The organism is Brevibacterium luteolum, assembly GCF_025147615.1.
Classification (GTDB): domain Bacteria; phylum Actinomycetota; class Actinomycetes; order Actinomycetales; family Brevibacteriaceae; genus Brevibacterium; species Brevibacterium luteolum.
This window is the reverse complement of record NZ_JALXPM010000015.1, coordinates 36,025-54,150: the sequence shown is the minus strand read 5'-3', so window position 1 is coordinate 54,150 and position 18,126 is coordinate 36,025. Positions and strand designations below refer to the sequence as shown.

Here is an 18,126-nt window from a genome sequence, read left to right as displayed (position 1 = left end):
GGGTTCAGTGCGCGGCGGTTCAGCCGAGCAGCATGCCCTTGGTCTGCTGGCGGGCGCGCTCGAAGCGGGCTCCGGCGTCCTCCCAGTTGACGACGTTCCACCAGGCCTTGACGTAGTCGGGCTTGACGTTCTGATAGTCGAGGTAGAAGGCGTGCTCCCACATGTCGAGCTGCAGAACCGGCACACCGCCGAGCTGGATATCGGACTGCTGGTCCTTCAGCTGGCCGATGAGCAGGTTTCCGCCGAGTGCGTCGTAGTACAGCACAGCCCAGCCCGAACCCTGGATGGTGGTCGCGGCGGTGGTGAACTGCTCGCGGAACTTGTCGAACGAGCCGAAGGCGTCGTCGATGGCTGCTGCGAGTTCGCCGACCGGCTTGTCGCCGCCGTCCGGGGACATGTTGTTCCAGAAAATCGAGTGGTTGACATGGCCGCCGAGGTTGAACTGCAGGTCGCGGGTGAGCTTCGGCAGGTTCGACAGGTCGCCGGACTCACGGGCCTCGGCCAGCTGCTCCAAGGCGGTGTTGGCGCCCTTGACGTAGGTGGCGTGGTGCTTATCGTGGTGCAGCTCCATGATCTTGGCCGAGATATGCGGCTCAAGTGCTGCGTAGTCATAGGGCAGGTCCGGGAGCGTGTACTGCTCAACCATGAGAATCCTCCTCATACGTGGATGACGGCCCGTCGGTTGTGCCAGGCTCTGTCCGGCATAACGAGCTCGCTACCCACCTTATTCCATCGCTCAATCAGTTTCAGAACTAAGGAAGTGAATATCTCGTCATGGTCCGAAGAGGAAGGTGCCGACGTACATGGCAGTCGGCACGCAGCACACGCCGCCGATGAGCGAGATGAATCCCCAGGCGATCCGCGCAGCCCCCTCCAGCCGGTGGTGGAACGGCGCGCAGACGGCGCCGATAGTGCCGATGGCGGACGGGGCGGGAGGCGGGTGCCGGTCACTGGGCCCGAGGCGGTGGTGTCCGAGGTGCTGGTCTGCTCGGCTGACGAGGGGGTCATGGGAGTCTCATTCGTCTCGGGGAGGCGGGGTGCGGTCTCCGATCCTACTCCTCTCCCCTGCGCACAGCGCTGCCGCAGGCCTGCCGGGGTCTGCCGCGGTTAGGATGGCCGGCAACCGGATCACCTGAGATGAGGAGTCATGATGCAGCAGGTCTTCGACGCCCACCTGCACATCATCGACCCTGCTTTTCCGCTCACGGCCAATGACGGGTATCTGCCCGATCCCTTCGCCGTCGCCGACTACCGGCAGCGCATCGCAGGCCTGCCTGACTCGGTCGGCATGGAGGTCACCGGCGGCGCGGTGGTCTCCGGGTCGTTCCAGGGCTTCGACCAGACGTATCTTGTCGCAGCGCTTGAGGCGCTCGGGCCGGGTTTCGTCGGGGTCGCGCAGGTGCCGGTCAGTGTCACGGACGCGCAGATCGATGCGCTCGATGCCGCTGGGGTGCGGGCGGTGCGGTTCAATCTGCGCCGTGGAGGTTCGGCTGGCATCGACGATGTCGAGCAGCTCGCCACCCGGGTCTGGGAGCGTGCCGGCTGGCATGCCGAGTTCTATCTCGACGCCCGCGATCTCGGCGAGCTCAGCCCGCTGCTGACCCGGCTGCCGCAGGTGAGCATCGACCACCTCGGGCTCTCGCAGGCTGGGTTTCCGCAGCTGCTGCGCCTCGCTGAGGCCGGGGCGAAGGTCAAGGCCACCGGTCTCGGCCGCATCGATCTCGACCCAGCCCGCGCTCTGCAGCAGATCGCCGAGGCGAACCCGCAGGCCCTCATGGCCGGCACCGACCTGCCCTCGACGCGAGCGCCGCGGCCGTTCGCCGACGACGATCTCACCCTCGTCCGCGACGTGCTGACTGCTGAGCAGGCGCAGGCGGCACTGTGGGGCAATGCGGCCGGGCTCTACCTGCGCACAGATCACAGCGGCGCAGCCAGCTCCGAACTCAGCTGAGCAGCCCGCGCCAGTTCCTCTGGTGCCGGTGTCGCTCCCCTAGAGCCCGTGTCACTGCGCCTGGAGCCCGCGTCATTGTGCCTGTCGCCGGTGTCAGTGCGGCAGGCGCAGGTCCTCGCGCGGGCCGAGGGTGACGAGGGCGCGCGGGCCGGCAGCGAGGTCGGCAGCGACCGCCGAGACCTCGGCTGGGGTGACCTTGCGGACGGTGTCGAGCAGATTCTGCGGGGACTCCAGCGGCAGACTGGCGAGCTCGGAGCGGGCCAGCCGGTTCATCCGCACAGCGGAGCTCTCCAGGCTCAGCATCATCGACCCGGCTGCCTGGGCGACGATGTCGGCGACCTCCTCCTCGGCGGGCAGGTCGGAGGCGAGGCGTTCGAACTCGGCAACACACAGGTCGATGACGTCCTGGGCGGCCTGCGGGGCGCAGCCGGCGTACATGCCGAACTGGCCTGAATCCGAATACCGGGAGGCGATGCCGTGCACGGAGTAGGCCAGCCCGCGGTCTTCGCGCACGGACTGGAACAGCCGCGAGGACATGCCGCCGCCGAGCAGCGAGAACATGACGGAGAACGCGAACCTGCGCTCATCGCCTTCGCTCAGCCCTGGCATGCCGATGATGATGCCCTGCTGTTCGGTGTCCTTGCCGATGCATGCGGTTCCCGAGGCGAATTCAGGCGCGACACGCGACGGGCGGACCACCTCGGGCGCGGCCTGCGGTAGGTGCGCGGTCGCTTTGGTGACGAGCTCGACGATCTGCTCATGCGTGGCCCCGCCGGCTGCGGTGAAGACCAGCCGCGGGCCGATATAGGCGGTCTCGTAGTGCTCGCGCAGCACGGTGTGGGCAAGGGTGCGGATCTGCTCCTTCGTCGCCCCGACCGGCCGGCCGAGCGGGTGGCCGGGGTATACGAGGGTGTCGAACTTCTCGTACAGCACATCGGTCGGGTCGTCGGCGGCCATCGCGAGCTCTTCGACGATGACGCCGCGTTCGCGTTCGAACTCGCCGGCATCGAGCGTGGCGTGCAGCACCATGTCCCACAGCAGGTCGGTGACCGGCGGCAGGTCGTCGACCAGGCAGCGGGAGAAGTAGCAGGTGTACTCCTTCGAGGTCACGGCGTTGGACTCGCCGCCGGTGCGGTCGAAAATCTGCGCGATCTGCTTGGCTGACCGGCTGGTGGTGCCCTTGAACAGCATGTGCTCGAGGAAGTGGGTCGAGCCTGCCGTCAGGTCGGTTTCGTCGCGGGAGCCGGAGTCGACCCACACGCCGACGGTCTCCGATGCCAGCGAGGGCATGGTCTCGGTGATGACACGGATACCCGAAGGGAGGACAGAGCGCCAGACGCTGCTGTCCTCCCCCAGGAGCTGTTCGGTGTGCAGAGGATTACTCCTGTTCGTCTGCTTCTTCCTCTTCGCCTGCGACCGGGACGAGCGAGAGCTTGCCACGGTCGTCGACCTTGGTGATCTCGACCTGGATCTTCTGCCCGACACCGAGGACGTCTTCGACGTCTTCGACGCGCTTGCCGCCGTTGAGCTTCTTGAGCTCGGAGATGTGCAGCAGGCCGTCCTTGCCCGGGGTCAGCGAGACGAAGGCACCGAAGGACATGCACTTGACGACGGTGCCGAGGTAGCGCTCACCGACCTCGGGGACCTGCGGGTTGGCGATCGCGTTGATCGCCGAGCGCGCCGCTTCAGCCGAGGTGCCGTCGGTGGCGCCGATGAGCACCGTGCCGTCGTCTTCGATGCTGATCTCAGCGCCGGTGTCCTCCTGGATCTGGTTGATCATCTTGCCCTTGGGGCCGATGACCTCGCCGATCTTGTCGACCGGGATGTTGACCGAGATGATCCGCGGTGCGGTCGGGTTCATCTCCGCCGGTGCGGAGATGGTCTCGTTCATGACATCGAGGATCACGAGGCGGGCGTCCTTGGCCTGCTTGAGCGCTGCGGCCAGGACCGAGGCCGGGATGCCGTCGAGCTTGGTGTCGAGCTGGATGGCGGTGATGAAGTCCTTGGTGCCTGCGACCTTGAAGTCCATGTCGCCGAAGGCGTCCTCGGCACCGAGGATGTCGGTCAGTGCGGCGTAGGCGGTCTGCGGTCCGTCAGCGGTGTCGATGACGTCGGAGACCAGGCCCATGGCGATGCCGGCGACCGGGGCGCGCAGCGGCACACCGGCTTCGAGCATCGACAGGGTCGAAGCGCACACCGAGCCCATTGAGGTCGAACCGTTCGAGCCGAGGGCCTCGGAGACCTGGCGGATCGCGTACGGGAACTCCTCGCGGCTGGGCAGCACCGGCACGAGCGCGCGCTCGGCGAGTGCGCCGTGGCCGATCTCGCGGCGCTTGGGGCTGCCGACTCGGCCGGTCTCACCGGTCGAATACGGCGGGAAGTTGTAGTGGTGCAGGTAGCGCTTCGAGGTGACCGGCGACAGCGAGTCGATCTGCTGCTCGAGCTTGAGCATGTTGAGCGTGGTGACGCCGAGGATCTGGGTCTCGCCGCGCTCGAACAGGGCTGAGCCGTGCACCCGCGGGATGACGCCGGTCTCGGCGGTCAGCGGGCGGATGTCCTTGAGACCGCGGCCGTCGATGCGGATCTGGTCGGTGAGGATGCGCTTGCGCACGATGTCCTTGGTCAGAGCATCGAGGGCTGCGACGATCTCCTGCTCGCGGCCTTCGAACTGCTCGCCGAGGTCGGTGAGCACCTTTGCGAGGAGTTCGTCACCGGCGGCTTCGCGCTCCTTCTTGTCAGCGATCTGGAAGTTCTTCGTCTGCTGCTCGCGGGCAGCGGATTCGACGGCGGCGTAGACGTCGTCCTCGTAGGGCTTGAACACCGGGAACTCGGCGACGGGCTTGGCGGCCTTGTCGGCCAGCTCCTGCTGGGCGCGGCACAGCTCCTGAATGAACGGCTTGGCGGCTTCGAGGCCTTCGGCGACGATCTCCTCGGTCGGGACGGTGCCGCCGGTGCGCATGGTGTTCCAGGCGTTCTCCGACGCTTCGGCCTCGACCATCATGATGGCGACGTCGTCACCGACGACACGGCCGGCAACCGCCATGTCGAACACGGCGTTCTCCAGCTGCGAGTGGTTCGGGAACGCAACCCACTGGTCGTCGATGAGGGCGACGCGCACGCCGCCGATCGGGCCGGAGAACGGCAGACCGGAGAGCTGGGTCGACATCGAGGCGGCGTTGATGGCCAGGGTGTCGTAGATGTGGTCGGGGTGGATCGCCATGACGTTGACGACGATCTGCACCTCGTTGCGCAGGCCCTTGACGAACGACGGGCGCAGCGGCCGGTCGATGAGGCGGCAGGCGAGGATCGCATCGGTCGAGGGGCGTCCCTCGCGGCGGAAAAACGAGCCGGGGATGCGGCCGGCGGCGTACATGCGCTCTTCGACGTCGACGGTGAGCGGGAAGAAGTCGAGGTGCTCCTTCGGGTTCTTGCTCACGGCGGTCGCCGAGAGCAGCATCGTCTCGTCGTCGAGGTAGGCGACAGCACAGCCTGCGGCCTGCTGGGCCAGGCGGCCGGTTTCGAAGCGGACGGTGTGGGAGCCGAAGCGCCCGTTGTCAATGTGGGCAACTGCAGATTCGGGATTGATTCCCAAGTGTTTCTCCATTCGGGTTCTGCGCTCGGGCTCTCTGCCCGGCGCGCGGATCGCCTGCGCTGAAAGATCTGCGGCGGGTGGGCAGGACTGCGCACACGCGAGCCGGCTGCAAGGGATCCGGTCATCGATCGAGACCCACGCACGAGGTGCGGAGGCCACTACCGACCACCGGAGCTTCGTCAGCTGCCGGTTCCAGGCTCATGGTCAGTGTAACAAGCAGGTCTCCTGCACTGAAAACGCGAGAGGGAACCGCCGTGTCGGGCGATTCCCTGTCGCGTCGAGCAGATCGCTTTCGCTCAGCGGCGCAGGCCGAGGCGAGCGATGAGCGAGCGGTAGCGCTCGATGTCGATCTGCTGCAGGTACTTGAGCATGCGGCGGCGCTGACCGACGAGCAGCAGGAGGCCACGACGCGAGTGGTGGTCGTGCTTGTGCTCCTTGAAGTGCTCGGTCAGGTCGGTGATGCGCTTGGTCAGGATTGCGACCTGGACCTCGGGAGATCCCGTGTCGCCTTCGTGAGTTGCATATTCCTTGATGATGTCCTGCTTGACCTTCGGATCAAGTGCCATGAGATCTCTCCTTCTTCCACGTCGTTGCGCGGCGCCGGAGCCTTCTGCTCCGGCCCTGTCAGACCGCGGCCGGCGTGACGGCATGCTGAAAAGACAGCGTCGATCAGCTTAGCACACTGCGGACTTCGGAGACATCCTCGTGCATCTGGGCGATGAGGTCCTCCATTCCGTCGAAGGTGATTTGGCCGCGGATGAGCTTGACGAACTCCAGGCTCATGGTCGATCCGTAGACGTCGAAGTCGGCGAACTCCTTGTCGAGCACATAGGCCTCGACCCGCCGGCAGACGCCGTCGAAGGTCGGATTGGTGCCCACGGAGATCGCCGCCGGGTAACCCTCGGGGTCGGAATCGAAGTGGGCGATGCCGGCGTAGACGCCATCGGCGGGCACCATTCCCTCGCTGTCCTCGCCGAGGTTGGCGGTCGGGAAACCGAGCTCACGGCCGCGGGCATCGCCGTGGACGACGGTGCCGACGACGGTGTGCGGGGAGCCGAGCACCTCGGCGGCGGCGTCAACGCGGCCTTCGGCCAGCAGTTCGCGCACGAGAGTCGAGGAGTCCCGGCCGGTCGTATCAGGGGCGTGGCCGACGTCGTCGATGGTGACGATCTCCAGGCCGTTGTCGGCGCCGAGCCGTTTGAGGGTCTCGATGGTGCCGTGGTTGCCGCGGCCGAAGCGCACGTCGCGGCCGACGGCGACGAGCTTGGCGCGCAGCCGGCCGACGAGGTAGTCGTTGACGAAGTCCTCAGCGGTCTGGTCGGCGAAGTCGAGTGAGTAGCGCTGCACGAGCACTGCGTCGATGCCGGTCTCCGACATCCGGGCCAGCCGCTCGGTCAGCCCGGTGATCTGCTCGGGTGCCGAGTCGGGGGCGTGGACGCTGCGCGGGTGGGGGTCGAAGGTGATCGCCAGGGACCGCAGGCCGCGTGCGCGGGCGAGCTCGGCGAGCTGGCCGAGCACGGCCTGGTGGCCGCGGTGCACGCCGTCGAAGTTGCCGAGCGTGACGGCGGTGTGACCGAAATCGGGTGGGATCTGGTCGATGTCCCAGAGAACTTCCACTTCTCGCCCCTTCCCAGGCGTCGCTGGTCTCATATCGCTGGTGTCGAATACCGCCACAACGTTACCGCACGCTCAGCCCTGCTCTGCTCATGCCGGGGGCTGCTGGGCGATGCCGGCGGCGGTCTTGAGCTTCTCGCCGCGGCGTTCGATGACGGCGATGAGCTCACCGGAGCAGATGCCGGCCCAGGGCCCCGGTCCCGAGGCGGTGGCCGGGTCGATGAACTGGCCGCTGAGCAGGGCTCGTGACTCCTCGGCTGTGAGATCGCGCACCGGCAGGACCTGCGCGGCAGCGGTGGCGAGGTCGATCGGTACGGGAGGCTGCACCGCCTCGGGAGTGGTGAGGTCGTCTGGCAGCTGGTGGCCGGGCAGTTCGAAGGGACCGACGTGGGTGCGGCGCAGTGCGGTGAGGTGGCCGTAGACACCGAGGCCTGCGCCGAGGTCGCGGGCCAGTGCCCGGATGTAGGTGCCCGAGGTGCAGGAGACGGTGACGTCGAGGTCGATGGCCGGCGGGTCGGTGTCGAGGTGCCGGCGGATGTCGTGGATGTCGAAGCCGGTGATCGTCACCGGCCGGGCTGCGAGCTGCACGTCGGTACCGGCGCGGACGAGCTGGTAGGCGCGTTTGCCGTCGACCTTGATCGCCGAGACGGCGCTGGGCACCTGTTCGATCGGCCCGCGCATCGAGTCGACGCCGGCGTGGATCTGCTCGTCGGTGACGGCGGCCAGGGCGGCGGGGTCGGCGAACCGGTCGGCTGCTGAGTCGGCGTCATCGGATGGGGTGGAGGCGCCGAGCCGGATGGTGGCGGTGTAGGTCTTGTCGAGGCCGACGAGGTAGGTCAGCAGTTTGGTGCCGCGGCCCAGGCCGGCCACGAGCACCCCGGTGGCCATCGGGTCGAGCGTGCCTGCGTGGCCGACCCGCCGGGTGCCGTACCAGCGGCGCAGCCGGGAGACGACTGCGTGGGAGGACATGCCGGTGGGTTTGTCGATGATGAGGATGCCGTTGACCGGCGAGTCGGTGCGCTTGGCCATGAGGGGTCTCCGGTCTCTCGGCGGACATGACAGCAGGCTCAAGCCTAGCGCTTGAGCCTGCTGTGGGAGAGTCGGTGCGGGTGGGCGGCCCGCCGGTCACGTCACTTGAAGGAGACGTGCACGTGGTCGTAGTGGTTGGCGGTGTCGCCGCCGCGGTTCTCCATCGGCTTGCCCTTCCAGCCGTTGGTGGAGGCGTAGTACTTCTGCTCCCAGATGACGTACTTGACGTTGAGCTCCTGGCGGTTGTCGATGAGGAACTTCGTGATCTGGTCGCCGACCGAGCCGCGGATCATCGCATCGACGGCCATGCCGCTGTTGTGATCCGAGCCGGCCTGGTTGCGGTGTCCGCCGTAGGACTTGACCTCGGGGAAGTTCGCGCAGATCGCACGGTAGCCGTTAACGGCCACCGGCTGCAGACCGGATTCGATGCTCGAGGACACGCTGCAGGCTTCGTAGGAGACGCTGGTGTCGCGTCCCTTGGAGCGGGAGGCGGTGTCATCGCCGCCGCGCTTGGTCGTCGACTTCGAGGAGCTGCTCGACGCGGCGGTCGGCTTCGGCTCCGGCTTCGGGGTGGTTGCGCTGACGGCACCGGACTTGCTCTGGTAGTCCTTGTTGTCCTTCAGTCCCTCTTCGTAGGCCTTGGCGGCTTCTTCGCGCTGCTGGTTGAGCGCGTCTTCGTCGACGAGGCTGATGTCCTCTTCGGGCACCGGCGAGGAGGCTGCCTGCTGTTCGGTCTTGACGACGCCGGACTCGCTGTTGGGTCCGAGCGCGAAGGAGGAGGCGACGATCGCAGTGGTCGCAGCGGCCGGAATGGCGATGGCTGCCACCATCGGCTTGCGCTTGATGGTCTTGATGACGCCGGTGGCGGTTGAGGCCTGATCGGCGGAGTGCCGTCCGCTGCCGGAGCGTCCGACGCGGCTGAGATCGCGGACGAGCGTGCGGGCGCTGGAGGCCCAGGACGACTGGTTCGGATCAGAGTGCTTACCCAATTCGACTATCCCTTAACAAAGCTGTAATCGTTCTGTGATCTCGTAAAAGTGTAACGGCATCCCAGGCGATAACAAAACGATGACGGAAGCTCATCTCTGCGAGCTCTGTCACACCTCGGCGCCGGACGTTTCCACCAGCCGGCAGGACTGCCGCTCACCAGGGTTAACGCGGTGTCAGAAGAGGAAGTCGAACCCGAGTTTGAGGATGAGCGCGGTGACGACGACGAGGAACACAACGCGCACGAACCCGCTGCCGAGCCGGATCGCGGTGCGGGCGCCGATGAACCCGCCGACGACGTTGCCGGTCGCCACTGCCAACCCGAGTGCCCAGATGACGTGGCCGTTGGGGACGAAGTACAGCAGCGCCCCGAGGTTGGTCGCCCAGTTGACGATCTTCGCCATGACCGACGCGTGGAGGAAGTCGAAGCCGATGATGGAGACGAAGGCGATGACGAGGAAGGAGCCGGTGCCCGGGCCGAGCAGACCGTCGTAGAACCCGATGAGCAGTCCGATGAGCCAGGAGATCGCGTGGTGTCGTTTGGAGTGCTCGCCGAAGCGCAGCTGGGCGACCAGACCGAGCTGGGGTTTGAGCAGGGTGAAGACGGCCACGGCGACAAGCGCAGTGAGGATCACGGGTTCGAACACGGCCGTCGGCAGCAGGGTGGCGACGCGGGCGCCGAGGATCGCCCCGAGGAGCGCGGTGACCGAGGCGGGGATCGTCGCTGACTTGTCCGGTCTGACCCGGGAAAGATAGGTCAGTGCCGATGCGGTGGTCCCGGCGATGGACCCGACCTTGTTCGTCGCCAGCGCCTGGACTGGGGTGATGCCGGGGACCATGAGCAGAGCCGGCAGCTGGATGAGGCCTCCGCCGCCGACGACGGCGTCGATCCATCCGGCGAGCAGGCCGGCGGCCAGGAGCAGCAGCACGAGAGTCATCGTCACGTCGATGCTACCGGTGTTCATCGGCCAGTCCATGCAGGCTGCTCCTCCCCTGGTTCCGGTGACACAGGTGTGTCTCGTGGCAGACAGTCAGGCAGGCACCGGAGGGGTTCCAGTGCCTGCCTGCAGCTGTTCAGTTCTGTGTGCGCGGCGCGCAGTCAGTCATGCTGACCGGTGCCTCAGTCGCGGGACTCGTCGTCCTCGTGCGGCTTGCGGTACGGATCGGCCTCCCCTGCCGGGGCGGCGTCCTTGGCAAGTGCTGCGACCTCGGCATCGCGGGCTGCCGCCTGGGCGAGCAGCTCTTCGAGCTCGGCTGCTGCGGCCGGCACCGAGTCGGCGATGAACTCCAGCGACGGGGTCAGCCGGATCTGCAGTCCCTTGCCGACCTCGGAGCGGATCAGCCCCTTGGCCGAATTCAGCGCTGCCTGCGTGGAGACGAGCTGATCCTCGTCACCGTAGACGGTGTAGAAGATCGAGGCGTGCTGCAGGTCGCCGGTGACGCGGACGTCGGTGACGGTGACAAAGCCCAGGCGCGGGTCCTTGATCCGCTTCTCGAGCGTCTGCGCGACGATGACCTTGATGCGGTCGGCGATCTTCCTGGCGCGGGTGGCATCAGCCATGGTGGTTCCTTCTCTTCGTGTGCCGGGCCTCTTCGGTGGAACGGGCGCCGGCCCGCAGGTCACGGGCAGGCGCCGGGCAGTCATGCTGTCGCGTCAGTCGCGCGGCTTCTCCTGCATCTCGAAGGTCTCGATGAGGTCGCCTTCGCGGATGTCGTTGAAGCTGCCGAGTCCGACACCGCACTCGAAGCCCTCGCGGACCTCGGTGGCGTCGTCCTTGAAGCGGCGCAGCGACTCCACTGTGAGGTTGTCGCCGACGACGACTCCATCGCGGGTGATGCGGGCCTTGGAGTTGCGCTTGATGACGCCGTCCTTGACCATGCAGCCGGCGATGTTGCCCCACTTCGAGGAGCGGAACACTTCGCGGATCTCGGCCGAACCGGTGTGGACTTCCTCGAACTCGGGCTTGAGCATGCCCTTGAGCGAGTTCTCGATGTCGTCGATCGCGTCGTAGATGACCGAGTAGTACCGGACATCGACGCCCTCGGACTCCGCCAGGTCGCGGGCCTTGGCTTCGGGCCGGACGTTGAAGCCGATGACGATCGCGTTGTCGACGGTGGCGAGGTTGATGTCGTTCTCGGTGATCGCACCGACGCCGCGGTGGATGATCCGCAGGTCGACTTCCTCGCCCACATCGATCTTGAGCAGCGAATCCTCGAGTGCTTCGACTGCACCGGAGACGTCGCCCTTGAGGATGAGGTTGAGCATGTCGACCTTGCCCTCTTCGAGCGCCTTGGTGAAGTCCTCGAGGCTGATGCGCTTGCGTCCGCGTGCCTGAGCGGCATTGCGTTCGATGGCATCGCGCTTCTCCGCGATCTGGCGGGCAGTGCGGTCGTCATCGGTGGCCAGGAACGTGTCACCGGCGCGCGGCACCGATGACAGTCCCAGCACCTGCACCGGACGCGAGGGTCCGGCCTCTTCGACCGACTGGCCGTTCTCGTCGAACAGCGCACGCACACGACCGTAGGCAGTGCCGCAGACAATCGCATCGCCCTGCTTGAGGGTGCCGGACTCGACGAGCACGGTGGCAACGGCACCGCGGCCCTTGTCGAGCTTGGCTTCGATGGCGATGCCGCGGGCGGACTTGTCCGGGTTGGCCTTGAGGTCCAGTGCCGCATCAGTGGTCAGCAGCACGGCCTCGAGCAGGTCGTCGATGCCCTTGCGCTGCAGCGCCGAGATCGGCACGAACATCGTCTCGCCGCCGAACTCCTCGGCGATGAGATCGTATTCGGTCAGCTGCGACATGACCTTCTGCGGGTTCGCGGTGTCCTTATCGATCTTGTTGACCGCCACGACGACCGGCACACCGGCAGCCTGGGCGTGGTTGAGCGCCTCAATGGTCTGCGGCATGACACCGTCATCGGCAGCGACGACGAGGATCGCGACGTCGGTGGCCTTGGCACCGCGGGCACGCATGGCGGTGAACGCCTCGTGACCGGGGGTGTCGAGGAAGGTGATGCGGCGGTTCTCGCCCTCGTGCTCCATCGACACCTGGTAGGCGCCGATGTGCTGGGTGATGCCGCCGGCCTCCTTGGCTGTGACGTCAGCCGAGCGGATCGCATCAAGCAGCTTCGTCTTACCGTGATCGACGTGACCCATGACGGTCACGACCGGCGGACGGGCCTGCAGATCCTCATCGTCCTCAGCCTCGGCTTCGGCCTCGAGGTCGATGTCGAAGCTCTCGAGCAGCTCGCGGTCCTCGTCCTCAGGCGAGACGATCTGAATCTTGTAGCCGAGCTCCTCGCCGAGGATCTGGAAGGTCTCCTCGTCCAGCGACTGGGTGATCGTGGCCATCTCACCGAGGTGGAAGAGCACCGTGACGAGGTTCGTCGGATCGGTGTTGATCTTCTCGGCGAAGTCGGCCAGCGAGGATCCGCGGCGCAGGCGCAGCGGGGTGCTGCCGTCGCCGCGCGGAACGGTGACGCCGCCGATCGACGGAGCCTGCATCTGCTCCATCTCCTGGCGCTTTGCGCGCTTGGACTTCTTGTTCCGTGCACGACCGCCGCCGCGGCCGAAGGCACCCTGGGTGGCGCCGCGACCGCGACCGGAGCCGCGCGGACCACCCGGACGTCCGCCGCGCGGAGGTCCACCGGGACCGCCGCCGGGGCCGCCCGGGCCGCCGGGTCCCCGGCCGCCGCCGCGCGAAGGCGCGGGCTTGGCCAGGGCGGAGTTCTTCAGCATCGCCGGGTTCGGGCGCGGTGCACCCGGACGCGGGGCCGGCTTGCCGCCGCGCGGCTTCGGGCCGCCGCCGGTGCGGGCAGCGTCACCGCTGCCGCCGGGACGCGGTCCCGGCTTGGCACCGGGCTTGGGCATCCCCTGCGAGGGTGCGAACGGGTTGTTGCCAGGGCGCGCGCCGCCGCGGCCGCCACCGGGGCGCGGTCCGGGCTTGGCGCCGGGCTTGGGCATCCCCTGGGAGGGTGCGAACGGGTTGTTGCCAGGGCGCGCGCTGCCGCGGCCGCCACCGGGGCGCGGTCCGGGCTTGGCACCGGCGGCGCCGGGCTTGGGGGCAGGCTTGGGAGCGGGCTGCGCGCCCGGCATCGGGGCTGCCTGGCCGGGCTTGGCGGCCGGCTTCGGGGCAGCTGCCTTCTTCTCCTCGGCTGCCGGGCCGGCAGGCTTGGCGCTGCCGGAGGCTCCGGGCTTGGGGGCGGACTTCGCGCCCGGCTTCGGGGCGGCAGGCTTCTGTGCAGCCTTGTCCTTCTTCGCACCTGCGCTGCCGGAGTCGCCGTAGGCTTCCTTCAGCTTGCGCACCACCGGTGCTTCGACTGTCGAGGATGCAGTGCGGACGAATTCGCCCATCTCCTGCAGCTTCGCCAGCACGTCTTTGCTTGTTGTGCCGAGCTCCTTTGCGAGCTCATGGACACGGGGCTTTGCCACTTTTCTCCTGTCCGGGTTCCTTCCCGGACAGGAAGGAACCTCATCGTGAGTGAACAGTTCTCATTTCACTGCTCACGACCGTATGCGTCGGGTGTCATTTCTGAGCACTCACTGCTGGGTTTCCATTCGGTTCATCTGCTTTCCGTAATCCGACGGATGTCATCGAGCAACTGTGCACCGGCCGGAGCCTGGGTGCGCAGCGCTCGTCTGAACGCGCTTCTCTTCACTGCTGAGTCGACGCAGCGCTGATCGGGATGGATCCAGGCTCCCCTTCCGGGCAGCCTGCGCTGGGCGTCAACCGCAATGTGCGGTGTGCTCTCGTCAACCACTGCGAGCCTGACGAGCCGACTCATCGGCTCCCGCTTCCGGCATGCCAGACACATGCGCAGAGGTTCACCAGCACATACCACGCCTGCCAGTCTAACACTGCCCGCAGGCGCTGCCGTCACTCAGCCCTCGCCGGCGGCGTCGTCCTCGGGGGTGACGATGTCGATCTTCCAGCCGGTGAGCTTGGCGGCCAGGCGGGCGTTCTGCCCCTCCTTGCCGATCGCCAGCGACAGCTGGTCGGCCGGGACGACGGCGCGGGCGAGCTTCTGGGCTTCGTTGAGCACATCGACGCGCATCGCGCGTGCTGGTGAGAGCGCGTTGGCGACGAACTTCGCCGGCGAGTCGGAGTAGTCGACGATATCGATCTTCTCCTCCCCCAGCTCGGCCATCACCGCACGCACCCGGGAGCCGAGCTCGCCGATGCAGGCGCCCTTGGCGTTGACGCCGGGCACCGTGGCCCGCACGGCCATCTTCGTGCGGTGGCCGGCCTCGCGGGAGAGCGAGACGATCTCGACGGTGCCGTCGGCGATCTCCGGGGACTCATGCGCAAACAGCTTGCGCACGAGGTTCGGGTGCGAGCGCGACACCGTGATCGAGGGCCCTTTGAGGCCCTTGTGCACATCGGTGACGTAGACGCGGATCCGGTTGCCGTGGCTGTATTCCTCGCCGGGAACCTGTTCGTGCGGCGGCAGCACGGCCTCGACCTCGCCGAGGTCGACCTGGATCATGTGCTCATCGCGGCCCTGCTGGATGAGCCCGGAGACGATCTCGCCTTCGCGGTTCTTGAAGGTCCCCAGCACCGAGGCGTCCTCAACGTCGCGCAGCCGCTGGTGGATGATGTTGCGTGCGGTCATCGCCGCGATCCGCCCGAATCCGTCAGGCGTGTCGTCGAACTCGCCGATCGGGTTGTCGTCGTTGTCGAACTCCACCGCCCAGATGGTGGCGGTGCCGGTCTTGGTGTCGAGTTCCGCACGGGCGTCCGGGTAGGCGCCCTCAGTGCGCTGGTAGGCGGTCAGGAGAGCCTGCTCGATGAGCTCGACGAGCGTTTCGAACGGGATCTCCCTTTCGTGCTCGATCAGACGGAGCGCAGAGAGGTCGATGTCCATTGCTGAGTCCTTCTCGGCACCAGGACCCGTGGGGGTCGTGCCGGCTGTTGAGTTGTCGGTATGGGCGATGTGCCCTTGAGCCTAGCGGAGTTGCCTGGGCCAGGGAAGCATCCGATCGTCGTCTGCTGCCGCCTGCCCAGGGCCGAGGCGCGGGCCTATTTGAACTGGAGGACCGCCTCGGCGTGGGCGATCCCAGCCAGCTTCTGGCTGCGTTCCGATCCGTCGGCAAGCCGGAAGGCCGCCTCGGGAGCGTCACCATCGCTGACGGTCAGCAGCACGCCTTCGAACTCCTCGTCCGAAGTAGTGCGCACGGCCAGGGTGCGGCCGATCACACGCTGGAAGTGACGGATCTCGCGCAGCGGGCGAGTCGCGCCCGGCGAGGTGACCTGCAGGTCGTAGGCGTGGTCGTTGAACAGCGGCAGGTCGTCGATGGTCTCGGAGATGATGCGGGTGGCCTCGGTGATGTGGTCAAGCGAGACCGGATCGGTGGTCGTGCCGTCGAGGTCGATGACGACGGTCAGCGTGCGGAAGCGGCCGGCGACATGGGCGGTGATGTCCTCGACGACGATGCCGCGGGCGGCCAGCGGTTCGACGATGGCGTCCCTGACGGGGGCTGTGTGCTTGTCCATGTCCCACACCCTACGGGCGGTCTCTGAACATGGGCTGACCTTTGCCGACGGGCCGCACGCGGTGGGCCGGCGGGGAGGTCCATGCCGTTAGGATTGTCAGCATGGCATTGCAGGGGAAGAGGATCAGCCGCCGGACGCTCATCGGCGGGGCGGCAGCGCTGGTGCTCGCGCTCTCCGGCTGCGGCCTGCGCCTCGACCGCGACCCGGAGGTCCCTGCGCTCTCGACCGCTGATGAGGTGCGCAACACCGTCGCCCGGATCCTCGCCCGCACTGAGGTTGATGGCACCGACGCCGAGGTCGTGGACACCCTGGCTGCAGCGGTCGGGCCCGAGTGGGCGCCGCCGAGAGAACTCGTCACCCCGACCCCCACCTCGGGCCCGGATTCCTATACCTATGCCGACGGGCTGCATGCCGCCGCCGAGGCGATCGTGACCCGCTTCGATGACCTCGACTCGATGCGCGCGGTGCTGGCCGATGTCGCTGTCGGTGCGGTGCTGCACCTACAGCAGGCCGGCGATGACCGGGCTGAGGCGCTGCTGGAGACGATCCGCGCTGTGCCGGCCGACCGGCCGGACACCAACGCCGGTGCCGCGCCGAGCGACGGCAGCGATACCCCGGCCGGCGAGGACGAGGACTCCGATCCGCAGCAGCAGGCGCTGACCGCCTTCGCCGAGGCCTGCTATCAGGGCTCGTACGCCTACGAGCGCACCGCCGTGCTCATCCCCGCTGACGCGCCCGCCCGCCAGATGATGCGCACCCGGATCACCGAACTCGATGTCGCAGCCGACCTGGCCAATGAGCGGCTGGCCGATGCCGGCCACCCGGCAGCGGAGAATCGGCCGGCCTGGCAGATCGACCCAGATCCGGCCAGCGCCGGAGCAGAGACGGCCGGATCCGCCTATGAGGATGCGCTCATCACGCGGATCCAGCCGCTCTTCGGTGACGATGTGCAGGCCCCGCGCTTGGGGCTGGCGAGCCTGTGGCAGTCAGCTTCAGCCCGCGCACAGCTCGGGCAGCTGCAGACGCTGCGCTTCGACATCACCGACCCTGCCACCGCCACGCCGACAACGGAAGGATGACGATGCGCGTACCTGCTGTGCTGTTCAATTCGGCTGCTGAGGTGATCGGCGCCGAATACGCCAGCGCGTGGGCGCAGGCGCTGGACTTCATGCTCATCGAGCTGCTCGACCGGTGGAATCTCACCCGCGACCCGGTGCCCGGTTCGCCATGGGCTGGAGCTGAGAGCCTTGTCATCCCCGTGCTGACACAGGAGAACTATCAGGCGATCATCCGCTTCGCCGCCCCCAACACCGCCAACCCGCAGGTCCACCGGCAGGTCCTCGAGGCCCTGCAGGCCTGGCAGGGCCACGGTGCGGTGCGCGTGTTCGAACAGGACAGCTCGTTCCGGGCGACGCTGCAGGAGCGGCTGCGCACCACCGTCAACCTCTCGACCGAGCCGCTGGGCAGCGTGCCGCCGATCTGGGGCCAGCTCGTCCGCGCGCTCAAGGTCCCCGGCGTGCCGGGGTTCGTGCGCGTGCAGGACATCGCCGCGAAATGGCTGGAGACCTTCCAGGCCGACTGCGCGCTCGTGCGCGACTTCCCGGAATTCTCCGCCCAGGACTATCAGGTGCTCGACAGCGCCCGGATGTGGATGGAGAAGCTGGCATCCTCCGATGAGCACTGGCTGCTGCACGCCGACCTTCACTACTACAACATCCTCGCCGGCCACCCGGACCTCAGCGGGGTAGCCACCTGGAAGGCGATCGACCCGCAGCCGCTGACCGGCCCGACGGCCTATATGGTCGCCCCGGTCCTGTGGAACCGGCTGTATGAGATCCCCCGGCCCACCGGTGAAGAGCAGGCACAGTGGCTGCGCGAGTTCGCCCACCGGCTGTGTCATCACGCCGAAATCGAAGCCGCCTACGGCATGGGCGCAACGGTCGTCCGCGAGCTGGAGAACATGTTCTGGTACCTTCGCTCTGCCTATAAGGGCACGCAGAAGGCTTTCGGCGACGCCGCCCGCTCGCTGTGGGTGTGCCGGGCGATGTGCGGGGTCAGCGTCGGCGGCGTCAGCGCCCACGACCTCAAGCGCCTCGGCTGAGGGCTGCCGGCTGCCTGGACGTGACGTCATATGACAGGCGATGACATGACGGTCAGAAGCGCGCCTGCCCGCGGTGCGCTTGAGCGTGTGAACGGTCAGCCCGTCCCCGTGGCGAAAGGCCGGAACCCATGCCGCGCATTGTCCTTCTCAACGGCAGCCCCTCGAACCGCCGGTGCGCGTACCCGTCGGCTGACGCCGGAGAGCAGCGAAGCTTTGGGGACCGAAACCTCTACGGTTCCGGCCCCTGCGCGCCGGATTTCGGTCTGCTGTCTGTCGCATCACCCCACGCAATCGCCGCCGCCGGCTGCGGGCCTGCCTGCAACTCGACGCCACGGGCTCGGGCGAGGTCGGCTTCGAG

Annotated in this window: 16 protein-coding genes; 3 read left to right on the top strand and 13 right to left on the bottom strand. The window is 67.5% G+C overall.

The genetic code is table 11. The features are described from left to right. Window positions 1–19 precede the first annotated feature (19 nt). On the bottom strand, window positions 20–646 hold the full coding sequence (locus M3C25_RS05650; RefSeq protein WP_102162619.1) for a superoxide dismutase: 627 nt from the start codon (window positions 644–646) through the stop codon (window positions 20–22). A gap of 501 nt (window positions 647–1,147) precedes the next feature. On the opposite strand from M3C25_RS05650, the gene M3C25_RS05645 reads away from it, so the two are divergent. Continuing rightward, a complete protein-coding gene (locus M3C25_RS05645) occupies window positions 1,148–1,951 on the top strand; it encodes an amidohydrolase family protein (protein WP_259797873.1) in 804 nt (267 codons plus the stop codon). A 93-nt stretch (window positions 1,952–2,044) separates the two neighbouring features. On the opposite strand, the gene M3C25_RS05640 is transcribed toward M3C25_RS05645, so the two are convergent. From M3C25_RS05640 to rimP, 12 genes are all read right to left on the bottom strand, one after another. Continuing rightward, the gene (locus tag M3C25_RS05640) at window positions 2,045–3,253 is read right to left on the bottom strand and encodes a M16 family metallopeptidase (RefSeq protein WP_311200503.1); all 1,209 of its coding nucleotides are present in this window, start codon (window positions 3,251–3,253) and stop codon (window positions 2,045–2,047) included. Between the two features lie 76 nt (window positions 3,254–3,329). Continuing rightward, on the bottom strand, window positions 3,330–5,543 hold the full coding sequence (locus M3C25_RS05635; RefSeq protein WP_259828567.1) for a polyribonucleotide nucleotidyltransferase: 2,214 nt from the start codon (window positions 5,541–5,543) through the stop codon (window positions 3,330–3,332). A 296-nt stretch (window positions 5,544–5,839) separates the two neighbouring features. After that, entirely contained in the window at window positions 5,840–6,109 is a 270-nt protein-coding gene (rpsO, locus tag M3C25_RS05630) for a 30S ribosomal protein S15 (protein ID WP_102162614.1), read from the bottom strand. Between the two features lie 103 nt (window positions 6,110–6,212). After that, on the bottom strand, window positions 6,213–7,160 hold the full coding sequence (locus tag M3C25_RS05625; protein ID WP_259797879.1) for a bifunctional riboflavin kinase/FAD synthetase: 948 nt from the start codon (window positions 7,158–7,160) through the stop codon (window positions 6,213–6,215). Window positions 7,161–7,247: 87 nt separating this feature from the next. Next, the gene (gene truB, locus M3C25_RS05620) at window positions 7,248–8,186 is read right to left on the bottom strand and encodes a tRNA pseudouridine(55) synthase TruB (protein WP_259855318.1); all 939 of its coding nucleotides are present in this window, start codon (window positions 8,184–8,186) and stop codon (window positions 7,248–7,250) included. Between the two features lie 101 nt (window positions 8,187–8,287). Next, complete coding sequence (locus tag M3C25_RS05615) at window positions 8,288–9,175, bottom strand: VldE C-terminal domain-containing protein (RefSeq protein WP_259797883.1); 888 nt, start codon at window positions 9,173–9,175, stop codon at window positions 8,288–8,290. A 174-nt stretch (window positions 9,176–9,349) separates the two neighbouring features. Beyond that, window positions 9,350–10,150 (bottom strand): sulfite exporter TauE/SafE family protein, encoded by an 801-nt coding sequence (locus M3C25_RS05610; protein WP_259797884.1) that lies wholly within the window; start codon window positions 10,148–10,150, stop codon window positions 9,350–9,352. A 143-nt stretch (window positions 10,151–10,293) separates the two neighbouring features. Further along, the gene (rbfA, locus tag M3C25_RS05605) at window positions 10,294–10,734 is read right to left on the bottom strand and encodes a 30S ribosome-binding factor RbfA (protein WP_102162611.1); all 441 of its coding nucleotides are present in this window, start codon (window positions 10,732–10,734) and stop codon (window positions 10,294–10,296) included. A gap of 93 nt (window positions 10,735–10,827) precedes the next feature. Continuing rightward, window positions 10,828–13,605 (bottom strand): translation initiation factor IF-2, encoded by a 2,778-nt coding sequence (infB, locus tag M3C25_RS05600; RefSeq protein WP_259828566.1) that lies wholly within the window; start codon window positions 13,603–13,605, stop codon window positions 10,828–10,830. A gap of 131 nt (window positions 13,606–13,736) precedes the next feature. Then, a complete protein-coding gene (locus M3C25_RS05595) occupies window positions 13,737–13,988 on the bottom strand; it encodes a YlxR family protein (protein WP_165882585.1) in 252 nt (83 codons plus the stop codon). A 66-nt stretch (window positions 13,989–14,054) separates the two neighbouring features. Then, a complete protein-coding gene (gene nusA / locus M3C25_RS05590) occupies window positions 14,055–15,038 on the bottom strand; it encodes a transcription termination factor NusA (protein WP_102162608.1) in 984 nt (327 codons plus the stop codon). A 155-nt stretch (window positions 15,039–15,193) separates the two neighbouring features. Continuing rightward, a complete protein-coding gene (gene rimP / locus M3C25_RS05585; RefSeq protein ID WP_259836000.1) occupies window positions 15,194–15,667 on the bottom strand; it encodes a ribosome maturation factor RimP in 474 nt (157 codons plus the stop codon). Window positions 15,668–15,768: 101 nt separating this feature from the next. Between rimP and M3C25_RS05580 the strand changes: the two genes are divergently transcribed. Together M3C25_RS05580 and M3C25_RS05575 are read left to right on the top strand one after the other, a co-directional pair. Further along, the gene (locus M3C25_RS05580) at window positions 15,769–16,746 is read left to right on the top strand and encodes a hypothetical protein (RefSeq protein WP_259855317.1); all 978 of its coding nucleotides are present in this window, start codon (window positions 15,769–15,771) and stop codon (window positions 16,744–16,746) included. Window positions 16,747–16,748: 2 nt separating this feature from the next. Next, on the top strand, window positions 16,749–17,768 hold the full coding sequence (locus M3C25_RS05575; protein WP_102162605.1) for an aminoglycoside phosphotransferase family protein: 1,020 nt from the start codon (window positions 16,749–16,751) through the stop codon (window positions 17,766–17,768). The last annotated feature ends 358 nt before the right edge of the window (window positions 17,769–18,126 follow it).